This window comes from Enterococcus sp. LX10 (assembly GCF_023539285.1).
Taxonomy (GTDB): domain Bacteria; phylum Bacillota; class Bacilli; order Lactobacillales; family Enterococcaceae; genus Enterococcus; species Enterococcus faecalis.
Map to the genome: position 1 here is coordinate 802,501 of NZ_CP092784.1, position 21,528 is coordinate 824,028.

15 protein-coding genes and 2 pseudogenes are annotated in these 21,528 nt (G+C 33.1%); all 17 read left to right on the forward strand.

The features are described from left to right. The first annotated feature begins 4 nt into the window (after positions 1-4). The 17 genes and pseudogenes from ecbA to MKZ30_RS03995 all read left to right on the forward strand — a co-directional run bounded on the left by ecbA (position 5) and on the right by MKZ30_RS03995 (position 21,477). On the forward strand, positions 5-3,229 hold the full coding sequence (ecbA, locus tag MKZ30_RS03915) for an MSCRAMM family collagen-binding adhesin EcbA (protein ID WP_207434954.1): 3,225 nt from the start codon (positions 5-7) through the stop codon (positions 3,227-3,229). A 103-nt stretch (positions 3,230-3,332) separates the two neighbouring features. Further along, positions 3,333-3,659, forward strand: a complete 327-nt coding sequence (locus tag MKZ30_RS03920; RefSeq protein WP_202563042.1) for a YdcP family protein — start codon at positions 3,333-3,335, stop codon at positions 3,657-3,659. A gap of 2 nt (positions 3,660-3,661) precedes the next feature. After that, positions 3,662-4,036 carry a YdcP family protein gene (locus tag MKZ30_RS03925; protein WP_202563043.1) on the forward strand — a complete coding sequence of 125 codons (375 nt, stop codon included), beginning with the start codon at positions 3,662-3,664 and terminating at the stop codon, positions 4,034-4,036. Then, positions 4,036-5,391, forward strand: a complete 1,356-nt coding sequence (locus MKZ30_RS03930) for an FtsK/SpoIIIE domain-containing protein (protein ID WP_202563044.1) — start codon at positions 4,036-4,038, stop codon at positions 5,389-5,391. Before MKZ30_RS03925 ends, MKZ30_RS03930 begins: the two co-directional genes overlap by 1 nt. Before the next feature lie 11 nt (positions 5,392-5,402). After that, positions 5,403-6,262, forward strand: a pseudogene (locus MKZ30_RS03935) (DNA cytosine methyltransferase). A gap of 16 nt (positions 6,263-6,278) precedes the next feature. Then, positions 6,279-6,563, forward strand: a complete 285-nt coding sequence (locus tag MKZ30_RS03940) for a hypothetical protein (RefSeq protein ID WP_202563045.1) — start codon at positions 6,279-6,281, stop codon at positions 6,561-6,563. Between the two features lie 268 nt (positions 6,564-6,831). Beyond that, positions 6,832-8,019, forward strand: a complete 1,188-nt coding sequence (gene mobT / locus MKZ30_RS03945) for a MobT family relaxase (RefSeq protein ID WP_202563046.1) — start codon at positions 6,832-6,834, stop codon at positions 8,017-8,019. 17 nt (positions 8,020-8,036) lie between these two features. Then, positions 8,037-8,258, forward strand: a complete 222-nt coding sequence (locus MKZ30_RS03950) for a hypothetical protein (protein ID WP_002408635.1) — start codon at positions 8,037-8,039, stop codon at positions 8,256-8,258. A 20-nt stretch (positions 8,259-8,278) separates the two neighbouring features. Then, entirely contained in the window at positions 8,279-8,773 is a 495-nt protein-coding gene (locus tag MKZ30_RS03955; protein ID WP_202563047.1) for an antirestriction protein ArdA, read from the forward strand. Between the two features lie 50 nt (positions 8,774-8,823). Beyond that, positions 8,824-12,816 (forward strand): YobI family P-loop NTPase, encoded by a 3,993-nt coding sequence (locus MKZ30_RS03960; RefSeq protein WP_207434956.1) that lies wholly within the window; start codon positions 8,824-8,826, stop codon positions 12,814-12,816. A gap of 73 nt (positions 12,817-12,889) precedes the next feature. Continuing rightward, positions 12,890-13,288 (forward strand): conjugal transfer protein, encoded by a 399-nt coding sequence (locus MKZ30_RS03965; protein WP_104869772.1) that lies wholly within the window; start codon positions 12,890-12,892, stop codon positions 13,286-13,288. Further along, complete coding sequence (gene tcpF / locus MKZ30_RS03970) at positions 13,266-15,734, forward strand: conjugal transfer ATPase TcpF (RefSeq protein WP_249958784.1); 2,469 nt, start codon at positions 13,266-13,268, stop codon at positions 15,732-15,734. The genes MKZ30_RS03965 and tcpF overlap by 23 nt, the downstream gene beginning before the upstream one ends. Beyond that, positions 15,718-17,184, forward strand: a pseudogene (locus tag MKZ30_RS03975) (CD3337/EF1877 family mobilome membrane protein); the annotation flags it as partial. The gene tcpF and the pseudogene MKZ30_RS03975, both read left to right, overlap by 17 nt. Before the next feature lie 414 nt (positions 17,185-17,598). Further along, positions 17,599-18,603 (forward strand): bifunctional lytic transglycosylase/C40 family peptidase, encoded by a 1,005-nt coding sequence (locus MKZ30_RS03980; protein WP_202563054.1) that lies wholly within the window; start codon positions 17,599-17,601, stop codon positions 18,601-18,603. Positions 18,604-18,616: 13 nt separating this feature from the next. After that, positions 18,617-19,558: a conjugal transfer protein gene (locus MKZ30_RS03985; protein WP_249958785.1), complete on the forward strand. Its 942-nt coding sequence runs from the start codon at positions 18,617-18,619 to the stop codon at positions 19,556-19,558. Positions 19,559-20,234: 676 nt separating this feature from the next. After that, positions 20,235-20,849 carry a hypothetical protein gene (locus MKZ30_RS03990; RefSeq protein ID WP_202563058.1) on the forward strand — a complete coding sequence of 205 codons (615 nt, stop codon included), beginning with the start codon at positions 20,235-20,237 and terminating at the stop codon, positions 20,847-20,849. Positions 20,850-20,958: 109 nt separating this feature from the next. After that, positions 20,959-21,477, forward strand: coding sequence for a hypothetical protein (locus MKZ30_RS03995; RefSeq protein ID WP_249958786.1), 519 nt, complete (start codon positions 20,959-20,961; stop codon positions 21,475-21,477). Positions 21,478-21,528: the final 51 nt, after the last annotated feature.

Consider the following 21,528-nt stretch of genomic DNA (forward strand, 5'->3'; position numbering starts at 1 on the left):
AAAGATGAGAAGACTAAAAATAAAAAATAGTAAATTACTAGCTACTTTAGTATTGCTATTCCAAACTGTAAATACGGGTATAACACCACTTATCGCTCATGCAGAAGAAAGAGATTATCCTGAAGAAGTAACAATTGAGTATGATGCTAATAATATTTACAATGTTTTTGGGGTGTATAATAATGGAAAAGTTTTTAATACGCATACAGCCCCTACCTATGCTAATTATAAAGGGAAGAAGCAACCTGTTTTCTGCATTGAGCCAGAAGTGAATATTATTAATCCAATCAATCCAGGTTATGAAAAAAATCCTTTAGCTGATATGCCAGACCGCGCAAAATTAGTTTCCATTTTATGGAAAAAGGTTGGTAAAGATCCTGATACCCAAGCCGTTGCGCAAAAAATCATCTGGCAAGTAGCTAATGGTTATACTATCCATACCATGACTCGTCCAGACGGCAGTACAGTAGATATTCCAAGCATTGAAGCAAAAATCAATAAAGTTGTCCAAGACTATCAAAAAAAACCAAGCTTTGATGGAACGACAACCAAACTAAACTTAGGAAAATCGACTGTTTTAACAGATACGAATCAATTAAACTTGTCAGAATTTAATAAAGTGGTCAAAAATACTGCGAACATTGACTATCATGTGAACGGTAACCAATTAACTTTGAGTACGAATGAACAGTCAAAATCGGGTATACTCACACTAGAAAAGTCAGAAGGAACAGGCACGCCAGTTGCTTATAAAAAAGCTGGTGTACAAACCGTGATGGCGGGTGCCATTGATAAACCAACGACTTATACAGTCAAACTGGATATAGAAACAAAAGGCAAATTAAAAATTACAAAGATAGATAAAGAGTCAGGTCAAAAATTACCAGGAACAGTCTTTCATTTAGATTTTGGCGGAAAGTTTCCTACACAAGAAGTGACAACAGGGGCTGATGGAACCAGTCTAATTGAGGAGATTCCTCATAACACAAAAGTGACTATTACTGAAAAATCTGTTCCAGCGCCGTATACGATTGACCCAACGCCGCTTTCTGCCACCATCAAAGCAGGTGAAACGATTGAAAAAGTATCTAAGAACCTTCGTGAAAAAGGACAGATCGTTTTAGATAAAAAAGGTGTTGAAACAGGAACCACCCTTTGGAATGAACATTACTCATTAGCGGGCAATCAGTTTGAGATACGTAAAGAGACCCCAGATGGACCGATTGTTCAAACGATAACTACGGATGCAAAAGGACATGCAGAAACGTCAAAAGATGTTTTAAAAGCGTTAGAATTGGGAACTTATTATGTGACTGAAAGTAAAGCCAGTGCAGGGTTTGTAAATACGTTTAAACCAGTCAAAGTAGTCTTAGCTTATCAAAATCAAACTGTGCCTGTTTCAGTAGAATATGTAAAAGGGACCAACCAAGAAATTACAGGACAAACCACTTTAACCAAAGAAGACAAAGATACAGGAGCGGACACGCAAGGAAGGGCTACGTTTAAAGGGGCACAATATACCTTATTCTATGGAGAAACCAATCAAAATCATGCTAAAGATACCCCTGTAAAATGGCAAGATGAAAGTCATCCAGAAGCTATAAAAGGTGAGAAAGCCTCTGAACAAGAAGTAACGTTAACCGTTGATAAAGAAAATCAAGTGGGAGTGAAACACTTAGCCATTTCCAATTATTATTGGAAAGAAACTAAAGCACCTATTGGTTATACCTTAGACCAAACAAAATACCCAGTAACTATTACCAAAGTAGATGACCATCAAGAAAATGCCGTGATTACACAAAACGTAACTGCCAAAGAACAAGTGATTCGTTTTGGTTTTGATTTTTTCAAATTTGCGAATTCTGCTTCTGGTTCAACTAGTAGTGGTTTCAATGATTTAAACTTTAAATTAACTCCGATTAAACCAACGTTACCCATTACAGGTGCAGACGATGAAGCAACAACGGGCTTTAACGAAGTGTTAGGTTTTGATGGCTATGGTAAGTTTGAAAATATTCCTTTTGGTGATTACCGTTTTGAAGAAGTAAAAGCACCAACTGGTTTTCAAAAGATTCAACCATTAGTAATTCATTCTACCTTCCAAGAAAATACTACGAATTATGAAGCGAGTCAGTACGTTTTTACTATTACCGAAGAAGGTCAGAAAGAGCCTATTAAAGTAGTCAAAGTACCCTATAAAGAATTAACGAATCAAACTTTTTCCGTTCACTTAAATCGTCTTATGCTTTATGACAAGCCAGAAACAGAAAATCACCTTTCTTCTTTAGCAACTTGGCAATCAGGAGAAAAAAATTTAGAAACAATGAAAAATCCAACGATAGTAGACCGTTTAAGTTATAACTTGAATGCGGTTAAAAAAGATTGGTATGTTGTTACAAAAATGGTAGATGTTGTAGCAACGAAAAAAGCTCAAGAAAAAGATAAACAGGCGAAACCAATTATTGTTAAGGAAGATAAAACAACTCTAGCAAATGAGCAAAAAACAGGAACTTGGGAAATGAAACATTCATTAACGACAGAACAAGCAGCGGGTAAAACGCTGGTTTTATTTAATGAAGTGTACGAAAATCAAGCAGCCTATGACAAAGGAGCAAAACCAATCGCTATTGATGCTGATTTGAATAACCAAGCACAAACTGTGAAAGCAAAAACTAAACAACAGGTAATTATTCAAACTAAAGCACATGGAGCAGATGGTCGTAATACCTTTACTTATGGCGATGTTTTGGCTATGTATGATGATGTAAAAATTACCCATGATCTTTTAGACGGAACCAAAGAAGCATTTGAAACAAAACTATATGCGTTACTCCCTAATGGCACCAATCAACTTATCTGGTCTTCTGGAAAAATTGATTATGCAGTGGATGATGCCACGTTTACTAAAACGATTTTGACAGAAAAAATTGATACGAGTCGTTATCCAAAAGGGGCTCGATTTACATTTACAGAAACCAATTATGATAAAAACGGTAAAGTAAATGGTGAACACAACAAAGACCTAACAGAACAAACACAAACTTTAACACCAAAAGAAGAACAAAAAACTGTCGTTCCGCAAGAATCGAAACCAACGATTTCTGTGCCAAATCAAAGGAAAGCATCGTTCCCAAATACTGGGGAAAAACGTTCTTCTGCATTATTGGTAGTTGGTTTTACATTGATGTTTGCTGTTGCAGGCTATTATGTTTGGCGCCATCGGGACTAATGGATGAAAGAAAAACAGAATCATGGCTTACAGCGCGCACGTTATCCACCAGTTTTGCTGGAAATAACGTGCTTATTTTAATAAAAAGAAAAGAGGAAAAAAGATGGAATTAAAATTTGTCGTACCGAATATGGAGAAAACATTTGGTCACTTGACCTATGCTGGAGAAGGAGAAGTTCTAACTGAAGGAAGTGGCAGAAATCGGGTAGTTATTGGCCGGAGTTATCACTTATATTCAGATATCCAACGAGCAGATGATATTGAAATTATTGTAGCACCAGAAGCAGGTGAAAAGATTTTTAAGGATGGGGAGCTAGTCAAAGTAGTGAATCCAAAGATCCAAGTAGAAGGTTATCAAATTGATAACCGTGGCTATACGAATTATCTTTTGACAGTTGATGATTTAGTGAAAGTAAATGGAGGAATGTAAATATGAGATTAGCTGAAGGAATTATCATTAACCAAGAAAAAACATTTGGGACATTAAAGTTTTCTGCATTACGTCGAGAAGTTCGAAAACAAAATGAAGATGGTACGGTTAGTACAGAAATCAAAGAACGAACCTATAATTTAAAATCCAGTACACAAGGGCGAATGATCCAAGTTAGTATCCCTGCAGATGTTCCTTTAAAAGAGTTTTCTTATGATGCGGAAGTCGAACTGGTACAACCAACTGTAGATACCGTGGCTAACTATGTCTTCCGAGAAGGAACGACTGTCAGCTGGTTCATTAAAGCGGAAGATTTAATTTTGAAAAAGAATAGCAACGTTTCACAGCAACAAGAAAAGCCTGTTCCTAAGAAATAATGAGATTCCAACGTAGAAAAGGCAAAAAGATTTATCCAAGAGATACACAGTTAATTTATCGCTTTATCTTTAGTATGAATCTGTTGATTTTAACTGTTACCGTAGGCTTTTTTCACTACCGACAACTTTACAATATGACAAATAAAATTATTCAAAATCAATCTTTAGATAGACAGCTAGGTACATTTCACTGGCTGTCTCTTTTTGTTTCAGTGTTTATTCAAGGGATAGTAATGATTTTGTATTTAAAGTGTTTCCAAAATCATTGGCAAAGTTTGAAGCATCGTCAGAAATTGGCGCGAATGTTCATGGAGAATCATTGGTATGAAGTTATGCAAGTACAAAATACTCATTTTTTTAAAGATTTTAATCCACGTTCAAAAGAAAAGATAACTTATTTTCCTAAAGTTTTCTATCGACAGAGTAATGGGTTGATTCATATTTTAGTTGAAATTTCTCTAGGAAAATACCAAGAACCACTATTGAATCTTGAAAAGAAATTAGAAAGTGGGCTTTATTGTGAGCTGACAGAGAAAGAGCTAAAAGACTCTTATGTCGAATACACGTTGCTTTACGACATGATTGCCAACCGAATTTCTAGTGAGGAGATGTATTCAGAAAAAGGTTCTTTAAAGTTAATGAAAAATTTGGATTGGTCCTATGATACCTTGCCACATTTGTTAATTGCAGGAGGAACTGGAAGTGGAAAAACCTATTTTATTTTAACGCTGATTGAAGCTCTAGTAAAAGCTCAAGCCACGGTATTTGTCTTGGATCCTAAAAATGCGGATTTAGCTGACTTACAAACCGTGATGCCCAATGTTTCTTCATCTAAAGATGATATCTCTCAATGTGTGGAAGATTTTTATAGTCAAATGATGCAGCGTAGCAAAGACATGAAGCAGCTGCCCAACTATAAAACAGGAGAAAGCTATGCTTATTTAGGCTTGGCTCCTAACTTTTTAATTTTTGATGAATATGTAGCCTTTATGGAAATGTTAACGCCAAAAGAAAGTGCCAATATTCTAAATAAATTGAAACAAACTGTCATGCTAGGACGTCAAGCAGGGTTCTTTTTAATATTGGCTTGTCAACGTCCTGATGCGAAATATTTAGGTGATGGCATCCGAGATCAGTTTAATTTACGTGTTGCGCTAGGAAGAATGAGTGATTTAGGTTATTCCATGATGTTTGGCGAAACTAATAAACAATTTTTCTTAAAGAAAATCAAAGGCCGTGGCTATATTGATACAGGAACCAACGTCATTAGTGAATTTTATACACCGATTGTACCAAAAGGGCATGATTTTTTAGTTGAAATTCAAACAATTATTGAAAAAAATAACCATCAATAAAGGAGGAGCTTGTGGAATTTTTAGATTTATTTGCCGGTATTGGTGGCTTTCGATTAGGAATGGAAATGGCAGGTCACCATTGTGTTGGCTTTTGTGAAATTGATAAATATGCCAGAAAGAGTTATCAAGCGATACATCAGACGAAAGGAGAAATAGAATTACATGACATTACCAGTGTCTCAAACGAATTTATTCGATCTATCGGACATACCGACATTCTCTGTGGCGGATTTCTGTGCCAAGCTTTTTCAATTGCGGGAAAAAGACAAGGTTTCGCAGATACTCGAGGAACTCTCTTCTTTGAAATTGCTCGCTTCACCGCTATTCTCAGACCTCGGTTTTTATTCCTTGAAAATGTCAAAGGATTGCTTAACCACGAAAGAGGGGCTACGTTCGAGACAATCCTCCGAACGCTGTATGAACTTGGGTATGATGTGGAATGGGCGTGTCTTAACTCTAAAGCCTATGTACCACAAAATCGAGAGCGAGTATTCATTATTGGACATTCTCGAGCAGAACGTACCCCACAAATATTTCCTCTCACCAGAGAAGACAAACCAGTTATTCATCCGAAGAAAGGAATAATTGTTGTAGGCAAATTACCAGAAAAATACCAACAAAGCAGTCGCGTTTTCTCAACGGATAGTCTTTCACCCACGCTAACTACAAAAGTAGAATCACCAAAAATATTAGTTCGAAAGTCCAATCAACAGGTCGAACGTGTCTATCCAGGAGATAGCGTCAATTTATCTTATCCCAATTCTCAAACACGGCGAGGTCGAGTAGGTAAACAAGTGGCGCATACCTTCAAGCCGGAAACTCTGTCACCGTTCCGGTTATTTTTGATATTGCTAGACAATTAAAGGATTGAAAGAAAGGTGAATTCAATGGATTACGATGCGTTGATCGGTGAATTATACGATATTTGCCATGAATATGAACATCATGTGACGGGAGAAGATGAAAAAGAATTACTTTATCTCCAACAGTTGTATGCTTTAAATTTCGAGGTACGTAAAAATGGAGTGAAAGGACTGGGAGAGTCAGAAGTACAAGACGTGGATGACGATGTACGCATTGAATTTCAATCTATTTTAGCGACCCTTTCCCGACTTTCGGATTGTTCGCCTTTTCCAAATGTCAGTCTTCATTTAGACGGTCTAAGAGAATAACTTCAAAAGGAAGGAATTGATGGATTAAAACCATGATAGGCAATCATTGTGGAGGGCTTTGCCTCAAGCAAACTGCCCTTCACAATGATTTGGCCTGTTCATGATTGGACGAAGTCCAATCATGAGGCACAAGCCCCCTTTATCTAACAGGGGGGTAGAAAAACACAAATAAATGTGTAAATAGGATAAACAACTATTGTCTTATCAACATTTATATCAAGTATACAAAGTGTGAACAAAGACTTTTTGGTTCACAGATTTGGAGGGAATGTGTTTGGCACAAAAATTTACTTCTGAACAATTGAAAAAGAAGAGAATAGACTATGGACTATCACAAAATAAGTTAGCTTTAGCCTGTGGCATTTCTCGAGAATATTTCAATAAAATCGAAACTGGATTAATAGAACCTTCTCAATCATTGAGAGAAGAAATCTTTCAACATTTAGAAAGCTTTAATCCAGAACTACCATTAACCTTGTTGTTTGATTATATCCGGATTCGTTTTCCAACGACTAATGTTAAGAAAATAACGGAAACAATTTTACGTTTGCGTTTTGATTATATGATTCATGAAGATTACGCGTTTTATTCTTATCAAGAACAGTATGTGATGGGAGATATTATTGTGATGGTTTCCCAGGAGAAAGACAAAGGTGTTTTGCTTGAACTAAAAGGGCGTGGTTGTCGTCAATATGAAACGTTTCTCTTAGCCCAACAACGAACGTGGCATGATTTTTTCTGCGATTGTTTGGCAGTCGGTGCAGTAATTAAGCGCTTGGATTTAGCCATTAATGATCGAACAGGAATTTTAGCTATTCCTGAATTAACGAAGAAGTGTAAAAACGAAGAATGTATTTCTTTATTTCGTAGTTTTAAAAGCTATCGTTCTGGTGAATTATTGAGGAATCATGAAAAAGTTGGTATGGGCAACACCTTGTACATTGGTAGTTTAAAAAGTGAAGTATATTTTTGTTTGTATGAAAAAAATTACGAACAATACGTGAAATTAGGAATTCCACTAGAAGAAGCAGAAACAAAAAATCGTTTTGAAATTCGCTTGAAAAATGAACGTGCGTATTTAGCATTAATTGATTTTGTGAAAAATAGAAACATTGAAAAAACGGCTTTTTCCATTATTAACCATTATTTACGCTTTGCGGATAATGATGGAAATAAGCAGCGATCGAAGTGGCCAACCAATGAACGATGGCTCTGGTTTATTGGAAAAAATCGCCAAGAACTACGGTTAACGACAGAACCGCAACCGTATACCATTGAACGAACTTTAAACTGGTTAGCCCATCAAGTAGTTCCTACATTAAAAATGGCTATGAAATTAGACCAGCTTCAGCAGACACACCATGTGAAAAAAATGATTGTAGAAGCAGAATTAACAGAAAAACATCAAAAGATTTTGAAACAACAAAGTCACAAACTGAATGAATTAATTTTATAAGGAAAAGAGGAAAAAGAATGAATTTTGGACAGAATTTATATCAATGGTTTTTGAGTAACGCTCAGTCTTTAGTGTTATTAGCCATCGTTGTGATTGGCTTATATCTAGGTTTTAAAAGAGAATTTTCCAAGTTAATCGGATTTTTAGTGATTGCCTTGATAGCTGTTGGTTTAGTTTTTAATGCCCAAGGAGTGAAAGATGTTCTACTAGGACTTTTCAACCGAATAGTGGGCGCATAGACAGAAAGGAATTAAAAAAAATGGATGAACTGCGTGTCTATATTGCAAATTTAGGGAAATATAACGAAGGAGAACTAGTTGGCGAATGGTTTACTTTACCAGTTGATGAAGAAAAAGTAGCCGAGCAGATTGGTTTAAATGACATTTATGAAGAATATGCGATTCACGATTATGAGTTACCTTTTGAAGCCGACGAATATACTTCTTTGGAAGAACTAAATCGATTAGCCACATTAGCACAAGAGTTGGAAGGCATGCCTTTTGAAGATTCTATTCAAGAAATTCAGCAAGCCTTTTTTAATAGCTTTGAAGAAATGGTGGAACATAAAGATGATATTGTCTGTTATTCAGATTGCGAAACAATGGCTGATGTCGCCGCTTCTTTAGTAGAAGAAGGCATGTTAGGCGAAATACCAGCAAAATTGGTGAATTATATTGATTATGAAGCCTTTGGACGAGATTTGGAATTGGAAGGGAATTTTTTGATTACTAGGAATGGAGTTTTTGAGTACTAGCTCAATAATAGAGCAAGATAAATCAAAGTTTTTGTTAGAATATTTTTAAATTGTTAATTATTATTAATGATGGAACTTACTTCTATTTCAATGATATAATAATACTTGAAATGGAAGTGAGTATACTAATGTTTTTCAATAAATTTAAACAAATGATTGAAACTTTAAAATCAAAATATAATAAACAAAATGAAAAAACAACGACCAATACTGATGAAACAATGAATTTTTTTGATTTAATGCCTGTCACTAGCTTATCTGAAGATGAAATGAAAGGTTACAAAGAAGCACTTGATTTTGCTATTAATGATGAACGAATAAAAAATGTGGCAGTAACTGGCTCTTATGGTTCAGGTAAAAGTAGTATAATAGAAAGTTATAAAAATATTATAGAAAATGAAGGTAGAAATATTAATTTTCTTCATATTTCTCTTGCTCATTTTGATGAGTCTGAGGTAAGTAAGATAGCAAAAGATAATAAATTAGGAGAAGACTCTTCTAGCACAGAAAAGATGAAGGTAAAATTAGAAGGCCAAATATTAAATCAGCTTTTACATCAGGTTGATTCCAAAAGAATTCCACAAACAATTTTTAGAGTTAAATCTCCTGAAAAAAGTAGGTTATTTTTCTTACGGATAACGATATTGATTATAATATCGTTGCTAGCTATTTTGAATTTTTTTGAAATAAAACCAATACATGAAAAAATCAGAGTAGTCTATAATATGTTCCCTTTTCCATTTTTGTCATCTGAAATAGAAGTGCTTATAAATAGTGTAATCGTAGTGGCTACCCTAGGGATTTTAATTTATTATTTTGTGAAACTCCAGACTAATAAAAAGATTATAAAAAAATTTAGTTTGAAAAACTCATCTTTTGAAACGAATATTGAAATATTTAACAATAGTGAAGATTCTTATTTTGATAAATATTTAGATGATGTTTTATATTTGTTCATTAATTCAGATGCTGATGTGATAGTTTTTGAGGACATTGATAGATTTAAAGGAAACTCAATTTTTGAAAAACTAAAAGAAATAAATACCCTGGTAAATAATAAACTAAAAAACAGTAGTTTAAAGAAGAATAAGCAAATTTTTTTATATTTACTTAAAGATGATACATTTTTTTCTAAAGATAGAACAAAATTTTTTGATTTTTTAATCTCGGTTGTTCCTGTTATGACTGGCGCAAATGCCTATGAAAAGATTTTAGAATATATTGAGAAGGCTAAATTAAATCCTGTTAAAAAGAGTCTAGATAGTGGGGAAGTTTTGAAAAACGATAAGAGCTTTGATAAAACTTTTCTTCAAAAAGTTACACTTTATATCGATGATTTAAGGTTACTAAAGAATATTATCAATGAGTATCAGATTTACAATGCAAATATTGATTTAGTTAGTAATAAATTAGACATGAATAATTTATTGGCAATGATTATATACAAAAATATATTTCCTTCAGATTATTCTGATTTATTGATGGGGCGCGGGTTTACCTATACAGTAATTCAAGACAAAGAAGTATATATAAATAATCGTATAAAAATGTTAGAGGAAAATATTAATCATATACAGAAAAGTTTAGAAAAAAGTGATGAGGAGACAATTAATGATTTAGCAGAATTAGAACTGCTTATGATTCAAAAATATGGATATAACTTTAGTCGTAGCTATATTGAGCCAGAAGATCCCCCTAAACAACGATTGGATAAACTTAAAAGCTCTTCTTATATAGGATTTAATATGAATGGACGTTCATCTAGTGAATTACCTGAAACTGTATTTGAGCTAATAGTTAATGATAAAGAATACATTCAGAGAAAACAAGCTATTTTAGATAAGAATCCAGTGAAAGTCGAAGAGCTAAATAAAAAAATATCTGAACTAAGAGTACAAATTGCTAAGGCATCTGTTCAGCCATTAAAAAACGTTATAACGAGAGAGGATATTTTAGCTAAACTAGAAAAGTACGCGGATATGAAGAATAGCCAGTATATTGAACTTTTGATTTATTTGATAACAGAAGGTTATATTTCAGAAAGTTATTCTGATTATATGACATATTTTTACGAAAAGGGTTTAAAAAGTACTGACAAAATTTTCCTTCGTAGTATTGTTGAGAATAATCCATTGAGTAGATTACATCCTTTGACTAAGGACGATGAAGTTGCTGAAGAAGTTTTAGATAGGATATCCACGGAAGACTATTTAAAACAAGCTATTCTGAATTTTGACTTTTTTACTTTGGTTATTGAAAAAATAAGCAATTTACAGAAACTTAATAACATATTTACTTTAATTGATGACGACTATGAATTTTATATAAACTATTATCAAAACATTAGGGACTTTGAAAAAAAAGACTGGAAAAATACAGATGAATTGATAAAATCTCTCATTAATAAGACGAATATGCATCTTCCAAATTTAATTGATACTATTTATAAAGAAGTTAATTTCAAAGAGTTACTTGACGTGTTTGCTTATGATTTTTTAAAATATTCAACTCCAAAACAAATAATGGAAATTACAAAAGAAACCCAAGAATTACAAAATTATGTTAAACATAGTAGCAGATTTTTAGATCAAATATCTAACATAAATACTGTTTTTATTAGTAAAGTACTTTTACTAAAAATAAAATTTACTCATGTAGATTTTTCAACAATAGATAGAGATTTAGGAGAATTATTGTTAGAAAAAAATTTGTATGAAATAAATAAAGAAAATATATTTTCTATTCTTACATTCTATGATAAAGAAACACTTGAAAACATTAATTTGAAAAATCTAACTTTAATTCAAAAAAGTAGTAAGCCAAATTTCAAATCCTATATTCAAGACAATATAGAAGAATATTTGCTTTTAATTAGCTCTTCTCAACATTCGGATGAAGAAAATGTTATTTATGATCTTTTAAATAATGAAAAAATTTCAGATGAAATACTAGAAAGTTATTTAAAGAATAATTTAACAACAACAGGATTCTTAAGTAATATTAACAGTATAGAACGACAATCTTTGGCATTAGATTATGGATTTGCTGAGAGAAACTATCTGAACATTATTGAATATTTTGAAAAAAATAATATGGTTTGGAATTCAACTCTGACTAATTTTGTTAATAATAATCTAAATAATTTTGAGAAATTCGATTTAAATATGAAAGATGCGCTTGTTGAAAGTGATCTAGAGGAAATGTTTACTAAACAAACAATCTATAACAATGATTTAAATGATGATATTTATCGGAATATATTATCTATTTTAGATTATAAAGAATCCAATTTTACTATTGATTATTTGTCAGAATCAAAGATAGATATTTTATTGGAACTTAATAAAATTTTATTGAATCATGAGACACTTGCTACTTTTAGAAACTATTATCCAGCATCACTCACTAAGTTTATTATTCTAAACATCCATGCTTATATTGAATATTTAGAAATAGAGGATGGGGAATATACAGAGAATGAAATGTTATCTGTCATATATTCTTTAGAATTCGATGAAGTGTCTGAATCGACTGAAATAAAATTACTTTCATATATTTCGGAAGCACCTATTCTTATTAAAGATGTTAATTTTAGTGATTTGGGTATATCATTAATTATTAGAGACCATATCGATGAAAAAGAGTATGCTGTTTTATTTAGAGAATATAGTGACTTTAAAAAACTGGCTAAACAAGAAATTATAAGATTAGCTGAGAACATGGTCACTGATAAGACTATATTTGATTACAAGATTGAAAAATCACTTGTTAAAGATTTGTTGGATAAAGATACTCTAGGTTATCAAGAAAAGCAAGAATTATTTTCCGCTTTTATAGAGCTTTTTGATAAAAAAGAAATTCAAGATTATCTGCCAAGCGTTGGACTTAGCCAACTACAGACGATATTTGTTAATAATAAAAGACCTAAAGTACCAGCAAATGATAGTATTAATAAGATCCTTTTCTATTTAAAAAAATTAAAGGTAGTTTCGTCATATTCAGAGAAAGATGACGAATTTAAAGTTATACCAACGAAAAAATAACTAAGATAAATATAGATTTTTAGTCGTACTTTTTATAAGCGAGTACGACTATTTTTTCTGCGAGGATAAATTTATGAAAAAACTTAAAAGCTACACCAGCATCTGGGCAGTTGAAAAGGTGATCTATGCGATCAACGATTTTCAACTGCCTTTTCCTGTTACTTTTAGCCAAATGGCATGGTTTGTTTTAACCTTATTGGCAATGATTCTTTTTGGGAATTTGCCACCACTAGTATTTATTCAAGGCGCTTTTCTAAAATATTTAGCCATTCCTGCATGTGTGACATGGTTTATGTCTAAGAAAACTTTTGATGGAAAACGTCCTTATGGCTTTTTACGATCAGTTATTTTGTATCTTGTTCGTCCAAAGGTAACTTATGCAGGAAAGAAAGTAACGTTAAATAAACAAAAAGTGCAACTGGAAATAACAACAGTTAGGAGTGAAGTCTATGACCCAAATCAAGTACATTGAAAACAATTTAGTCTGGAATACGGATGGTGAATGTTTTGCGTATTATGAATTACTACCGTATAACTATTCGTTTTTATCAGAAGAACAAAAATTTGAAGTACACGAACAATTTCAACAATTAATTGCGCAAAATCGTGAAGGAAAAATCCATGCACTTCAAATCTCCACCGAAACGAGTCTACGAGCAACGCAAGAACGTTCTAAAGCAGAAATTACAGGACGTTTAAAGGCAATTGCCCAAGAAAAAATAGAAGAGCAGACCGAAGCTTTGGTCTCGATGATTGGCGATAATCAATTGGATTATCGTTTTTTTATTGGGTTTAAACTCGTATCTACAGATCAGGAATTGACGGTTAAAAATGTTGGTAAGGGATTCAAAGAAACATTGCATGCATTTACCTATCAAGTGAATCATCAGCTAATGGGTGATTTTGTTTCAATCCCTCAAGAGGAAGTTTTTCGTTATCAGAAGTTGGAAAAATTATTAGCGGCTAAAATTTCACGCCGCTTTAAAATTCAACCATTATTCTCAAAAGACTTTGCTTACTTAATAGAACATATTTATGGAGGAGAAGTAGCAACCTATGAAGAATATGAGTATGCGTTTCCTAAGAGGAAATTAAACAAGGAAACTCTAATCAAACGTTACGATCTTATTCGTCCAACTCGTTGTTTAATCACAGAGAATCAACGTTATTTAAAAATTGAGCATGAAAAGCAGTCCATTCTAGTGGCTTATTTAACCATCAACTTAATTGTGGGCGAGCTAGATTTTCCGTCGTCAGAAGTCTTTTACTACCAGCAACAACAATTCTCGTTTCCTATTGATACAAGTATGAATATTGAAATTGTTCCTAATAAAAAAGCGTTATCGACAGTCCGTAATAAGAAAAAAGAATTAAAAGATTTAGATGATCACGCGTGGGAGTCAAATAATGAAACAACAAATAGTGTCGTAGAAGCATTGGATTCTGTTGATGAATTGGAAACTAATTTAGATAAGTCCAAAGAATCTATGTATAAATTAAGTTATGTCGTCCGAGTTTCAGCTAAAAATGAAGAAGAATTAAAGCAACGTTGTGAAGAGGTCATGGATTTTTATGATGATTTAAATGTTAAATTAGTTCGACCGTTTGGCGATATGCTGGGCTTACATCAAGAATTTTTGCCAGCTAGTAAACGGTATATGAACGATTATATTCAGTATATTACTTCAGATTTCTTAGCTGGATTAGGTTTTGGTGCTACTCAAAAGTTAGGGGAAAGAGAAGGAATGTATGTTGGCTACAATGTAGACACAGGACAAAATGTCTATTTAAAACCTAGTTTAGCAAGCCAAGGAGTGAAGGGTTCTGTTACGAATGCGCTAGCAGCGGCTTTTCTCGGTTCACTAGGTGGAGGGAAATCTTTTAGTAACAATTTAATCGTTTATTATGCAGTATTATTTGGTGGTCAAGCGTTGATTCTTGACCCGAAAGCAGAACGAGGCAATTGGCAAGAAAAATTACCCGATATTGCCCATGAAATTAATATTTTGAATTTAACCAGTAAAAGTGAAAATCAAGGAATGTTAGATCCTTATGTCATCATGAAAAGCAGGAAGGATTCAGAAAGTTTAGCTATTGATATTTTAACGTTTTTAACGGGAATTTCTAGTCGAGATGGCGAAAAATTTCCTGTCTTACGTAAAGCTATTCGTTCTGTTACTCAAAGTCATAAGCGTGGATTAATCTGTGTGATTGAAGAATTACGTAAAGAAAATAGTGCTATTTCACTGAATATTGCCGATCACATTGAATCATTTACTGATTACGATTTTGCTCAATTGTTATTTTCTGATGGTTCAGTGAAGCAATCTATTAGTTTAGACAAACAGTTAAACATTATCCAAGTAGCAGACTTAGTGTTGCCAGATGCGGAGACAAATTTTGAAGAATATACCACGATGGAATTATTGAGTGTTTCTATGTTGATGGTTATTAGTACCTTTGCCTTAGATTTTATTCATAGTCAACGGGAAGTCTTTAAAATTGTTGATTTAGATGAAGCGTGGTCAATTTTGCAAGTAGCACAAGGAAAAACATTATCGAATAAACTGGTTCGTGCAGGGCGCTCCATGAATGCTGGGGTATATTTTGTTACGCAAAACAGTGATGATTTATTGGATGAGCGCTTGAAAAATAACATTGGCTTAAAATTTGCTTTTCGTAGTACAGATATTCATGAAATTAAGAAAACACTAGAGTTCTTTGGGCTTGATAAAGAAGATGAAGAGAATCAAAAACGGTTGAGCAATTTAGAAAATGGTCAATGTTTATTTCAAGATTTATATGGTCATGTGGGGATTCTTCAATTTCATCCTGTCTTCGAAGAACTCTTCCAAGCTTTTGATACACGACCACCTTTATTGAAAGAAGCAGGTGTGTCTCATGAAAAAGAAAACTAAAAAACAAATATTCATAGGAATAGTAGTGATGCTCTTCTTTCTGTGGGCAATAATGAGTCTTTTTACTCTTTCAGCAAATGCTAGTGGTTTAGTAGACAATAAAATTGAGGCTGGGAATCTCTATTCAACGTATAGCTTAGACCATTATCAATTGGATTTTTTTGTGGATAGTTCATGGGATTGGTTGCCATGGAATTGGTCAGATGGGGTAGGTAAATCTGTCATGTATGGTCTATATGCGATTACTAATTTTTTATGGACCGTTAGTTTATATATTTCCAATGCAACCGGTTATGTGATTCAAGAAGCGTATCGGCTCGATTTTATTTCAGATACTGCAGATGCGATTGGTAAAAATATTCAAGTTTTAGCTGGGATTTCAAGCCATGGTTTTGCCAAAGAAGGCTTTTACATTGGCTTTCTTTTGATTTTTATTCTACTTGTGGGGATTTATGTAACTTATGTGGGGTTAATTAAAAAGGAAACATCTAAAGGGATTCGAGCAGTCATTAATTTTGTGACTGTTTTTTTATTATCTGCTTCCTTTATTGCCTATGCACCAAGTTATATAAAGAAGATGAATGATTTTTCAACGGATATTAGTTCAGCAGCGTTATCTTTAGGTACGAAAATAGTGGTACCAGATGCGACAACCAAAGGAAAAGATAGTGTGGATTTGATTCGAGATAGTTTATTTGCTATTCAAGTCCAACAGCCTTGGTTATTGTTACAATTTAATGATTCTAACAAAGAAAAAATTGGTGTAAAGCGAGTAGATAAATTATTAGCCGTTGATCCAAACAGTGAAAATGGAAAGAAACGTGAGGAAGTAGTCAAAAAGGAAATTACCAAATACAACAATAAAAATTTAACGCTTACCAAAACCATGAATCGTTTAGGAACCGTGGTTTTTCTCTTTCTATTTGATCTGGGAATCTCGGTCTTTATCTTCTTATTAACAGGTATCATGATCTTTTCGCAAATACTATTCGTGATTTTTGCGATGTTTCTACCAATCAGTTTTTTACTTTCGATGCTACCGACGTATCAAGGAATGGCTAAAAAGGCAATTGAAAAGCTATTCAATGCAATTATGATGCGTGCGGGGATCACGTTAGTTATTACGACAGCTTTTAGTATCTCTTCCATGTTTTATGCATTATCAGGAAACTATCCATTTTTTATGGTTGCTTTTTTACAAATTGTTACATTTGGTGGCATTTATCTAAAATTAAGTGACTTGATGGGAATGTTTAGCTTACAAAGTGGAGATAGTCAACATTTTGGACGAAGAATCACCCAGAGACCCAAAAGACTGGCGCAAAGAAATATCCGAAGCTTAAAACGCAACATTGGACGAACGTTAGTAGGTGCTTCTCTTCTGTCAAAACGACCAAGTAAGCAAAAAGGCTCTAAAACTTGTTCACCTAATCGGAAAAACAGCAGTAAGAATTTAACACTAATTACTAACAATAGACATCAAAATAAGCAAATCAAGGACAAAAAACCTCTGAACAAAAATAAAAAGACAATTGATAAAAACAAGTATTCAACCAAAAAGAATCTCGAATTAAATACAGCGAATCAAAAGAATAAACGAAGAATTTTAACTAAAGAAGGAACCAAAAAGAATTATAAAAATCATCCAAAACAGCCAATTATTACCTATAAAAATAAGGCTTTAAAAGATAAAAAAAGAACCTATCAACTTCTTAAATCTCAAAGAAAAATGACCCAAGTAAATCGTACAGGCAAAAAAGTACACCAACGAAAAACTCAAATGACTCCTCCAAAATATATGAGACCTAATACAGTGAAATGGAAAAATAGTTCCACAAAATCTGTGAAGAAGAAGGGATGATTTATGAAGCTAAAAATACTATGTTTCGGAAGTAGTTTTTTTCTGAGCCTATTAGGATTGTTGCTAGCTAGTCTATTACTATTTTCAACGGATCAAGATTCTTCTGCATCCACTGAACCTTCTGAAACTCAGTTATCTGTTAGCCAAGAAGTCCTTAACTATCAAAAGTTAGTTAATAAATACGCAAAAGAGAATCATATTAGTGAATACAGTGATTACCTATTGGCGATTATGCAAGTGGAGACAGGTGGAAAAGGCCAAGATGTGATGCAAAGTTCCGAATCATTAGGTCTAGCTCCTAATTCTTTAAGTCCCGAAGCATCCATTAAACAAGCCTGTATCTATTTTTCACAAATGGTGACTAAGATGAAACGAGAAAGCAGTGATATTGAAAGTGTGGTTCAGAGCTATAATTATGGCTCTGGTTTTCTAGATTATGTGATAAAAAACGGTAAAAAATATAACTATGAGTTAGCAACAGCTTTTGCCAAAGAAAAATCAGGTGGTAGAAAGGTTCCTTATCATAATGAAATTGCAGCGGACAAAGGCTATTGGCGGTACGCTTATGGAAATCAATTTTATGTGCTTTTGGTGAAACAATACCTTAAACAGGAAGCACCAACGTTTGATGATAAGCTTGTTCAAAAAATTATCGATGAAGCCTTAAAATATCAAGGGTATCCCTATGTTTTTGGCGGTTCTAATCCAGAAACGAGTTTTGATTGTAGTGGCTTAACCCAATGGTGTTATGGAAAAGTGGGAATTCAATTACCAAGAACAGCACAAGCCCAATATGATGTGACAACACATCTTTCCATTCAAGAAGCAAAGCCTGGCGATTTGGTCTTTTTTCACTCAACGTATGATGCTGGAGAATACGTGACCCATGTGGGAATTTATGTAGGAAAGATGAAAATGTATAACGCTGGAGATCCAATTGGATATGGTGATTTAACCGATAGTTATTGGCAAGCGCATTTAATTGGTGCTGGACGTGTGAAAAGATGAAAGGTGTGAAGAAATGAAGATTACGATTGAAAAGACAAAAAGAGAAAAGAAAGTAAAAAAGAATACGCTCAAAAAAACTAAGAACAACCGTAAAGTCCCCGTATTAGTGATAGGCAAGAGACGAAAATCTGTTCTATTCTTATGGACAGTATTATGCCTTAGTTTAGGCTTTGCAATTTATAAAAATTTTACTGCGATTGATCGTCAAACAATTCACGAAAAAGTGAAAGTAGAAGTAAAGTTAGTGGATACAACAGGTATTCAAAGTTATGTAGAAAGTTTTGCGGAAGACTACTTTACTTTGGAAAATCGAAAAGCAGCGATTGAAAATCGTACCAAGAAAATCAATGGTTATTTAACAGAAGAACTTCAACAGCTGAATCAAGAGTTGATTCGTACGGATATTCCTACGAGTTCCCAAGTTCAAGCTATTCATATTTTTAAAATCACTCAGAAAAGTAAGCAAGATTTTCAAGTGAACTTCATGGTAGAACAACGGATAATCGAAGGGAAGAAAGCAAGTGTTATTTCTTCTGCATACCAAGTCACTGTCCATCAAGAGGATAATGGAGATAAGGCAATTACTCAAAATCCAACAATTACTAGTCAACCAGGAAAATCGAATTTTCATCCGAAACAATGGGAGAACGATGGTACTATTGATTCCAAGACACGGGATGAAGTGACGAAGTTTTTGAAAACATTCTTCAAGTTGTATCCGAAAGCAACTAAGGATGAGTTGGCTTACTACGTAAAAGATAAAACTGTTCAGCCGTTAAATAAGAACTATTTGTATTCAGAACTGGAAACACCTGATTTTAGAAAAGATAAGGATGGATTAGGAGTCGAAGTTTCAGTTAAGTACTTGAATCAAGAAACAAAAGCTACGTTAGTTTGTCAGTATCAGGTGAAATTGGAGAAGAAACAGAATTGGGTGATTGATAAAATAAATTAGATTTAAATTTAGGAATAGCTGAGTTTCAAAAATAATACCAATATAGATTAATAGAAGCTTATAAATATTATTGTATATTCTTTTTAATTAGCGAGTAATGTAATAATTAAGAGAAATTTTATTTCTTATAATCAGTCAAGTATTGACATGTGTTTAAAACGGAAATAGTTTTAAATTGTAGTTATGAATGCGCTAACAATTGATTGTTTTCCATTAACTTCCATTAATATTCTGTCCTTATTTCATATATTAGTAAAACAGAGACTTTTATAGTAGATGATAGGATTCTTCGGATTTATAATGATTCGAAGGGAAATACCACTTATTTAACATATTTTTTAAATGTTTTTATCTTTCTGATATTAAGTGTAACTAAAGTGACAAAAAAGGAAGCTAAATCTGACAAGAATGTTCGTTGCTTTCTTCTAATGCTTCAGTTAACATCAAGAAAGACGTAAAAATTAATTTTTTAGAGTATACTCCTGGCTATGCTAGACTAAAATAATTTATACAATAAAAAACAAAGATAAGCAGAAGTTTGAAAGCTTCTACTTTTTTTTTCGTCTATTTTTTAAACAATTTTTATGTTTATTAGTTCCTCAGGAACTTTTTAGTAAGTATTCGTTCATGATACGATGCTTACGTAATAAAAAAATATATATTGGAGGGATCTTAAATGATCAAAAAAGTTATTGGAGTTGCAACATTGTCGATTTTAGGAATGAATGCTGTAGATTTGGGTTCAATCACTGCTTTTGCAAATGATGAAAAGCAGTCGGATACTAAAGTATTTTATACAAAGGAAGTAGAACCAGCAGGCTGGGGGCTAGAAGTACCGGCTACAGTTGAATTGAAAAAAGATTCCAAATATCCAGAAGCGTATGTCGCAATTAACAAAGTTAAAATCACAAATATCGAGGGGGGAGAATTTAAAGATGAGAACTTAAGGAACATCTTTACCATTGCGTATGTACCAGGTGGAGATACCCTAATAAATCCAGAAAAAGATAGGTTATTGTTGACCAATCCTGAAGTTCCAGTAGGATCTGTGTTAAACGTAGGCTTAGTAAATGAACAGGGAGATGAGTCTGAACACATAAAATCTTCTACCCCACTGCCTATGTACACTCCATTTTATCTCGAAACAGATACAAGTGGCACTAAAAAGCCAGTCCAAAATATCGGTTTTGAATCCGACTTAAAAAATGTTGAAGATGGCCGTTCACTTACAAAATACAATTTAGATGCAACTATGAAATGGACAGCTCAAAGAACAGCTATTGAAGAGTAATATATATTACGTCTAAGCTAGTGGAAGATGTAGATAAAAATAAAAATGATTTCTACATCTTCTATTTGTTTGTAAGAATTTAATTTTTTTAATAATAGGAGATATGTAAATGAATAAAAATAATAAAAGAACTATAAAGATTTTAGTAAGTGTTATAGGGATTGTGACGCTCATATTGGCAAGTTTCTTAATTTTTAAACATTTTTTCTTGAACAAAGAGATTGAGCAAGGTGCAGTTCAGTATAATTCCGAGTACAGAGATGTTTCACCTGGATATATTGTCTTTCCTGCCTATGAAAAAAATTTGCAGATGAATAAAGACCAGAAGGAGCTCCCTATCAAACTAGTTAATCCTAAAATTAATAAAAAAGTATTTCTTACATACAAGATTTCAGTTGTAGTTGAGGGTAAAACAAAACAAATTTACGAATCCAAACTTATTGAATCTGGTAAAGCATTAGAATCACCTAAACTTGAAAAAGACGTGCTTAAAGACATAGATAAAGGGGAATATTTTTGTAAAATCGATGTACATGCCTTTACTTTTACAGAAAATGAATACACAAAACAAAAAGTAAAGCGCAAATTAAATCAGGCCTATTGGGATGTTAAATTGTTTGTTGAATAAATAGTTTGACCTAAAAGGAGATGGAAGCGTGCGACTTATAAGAAAATATAG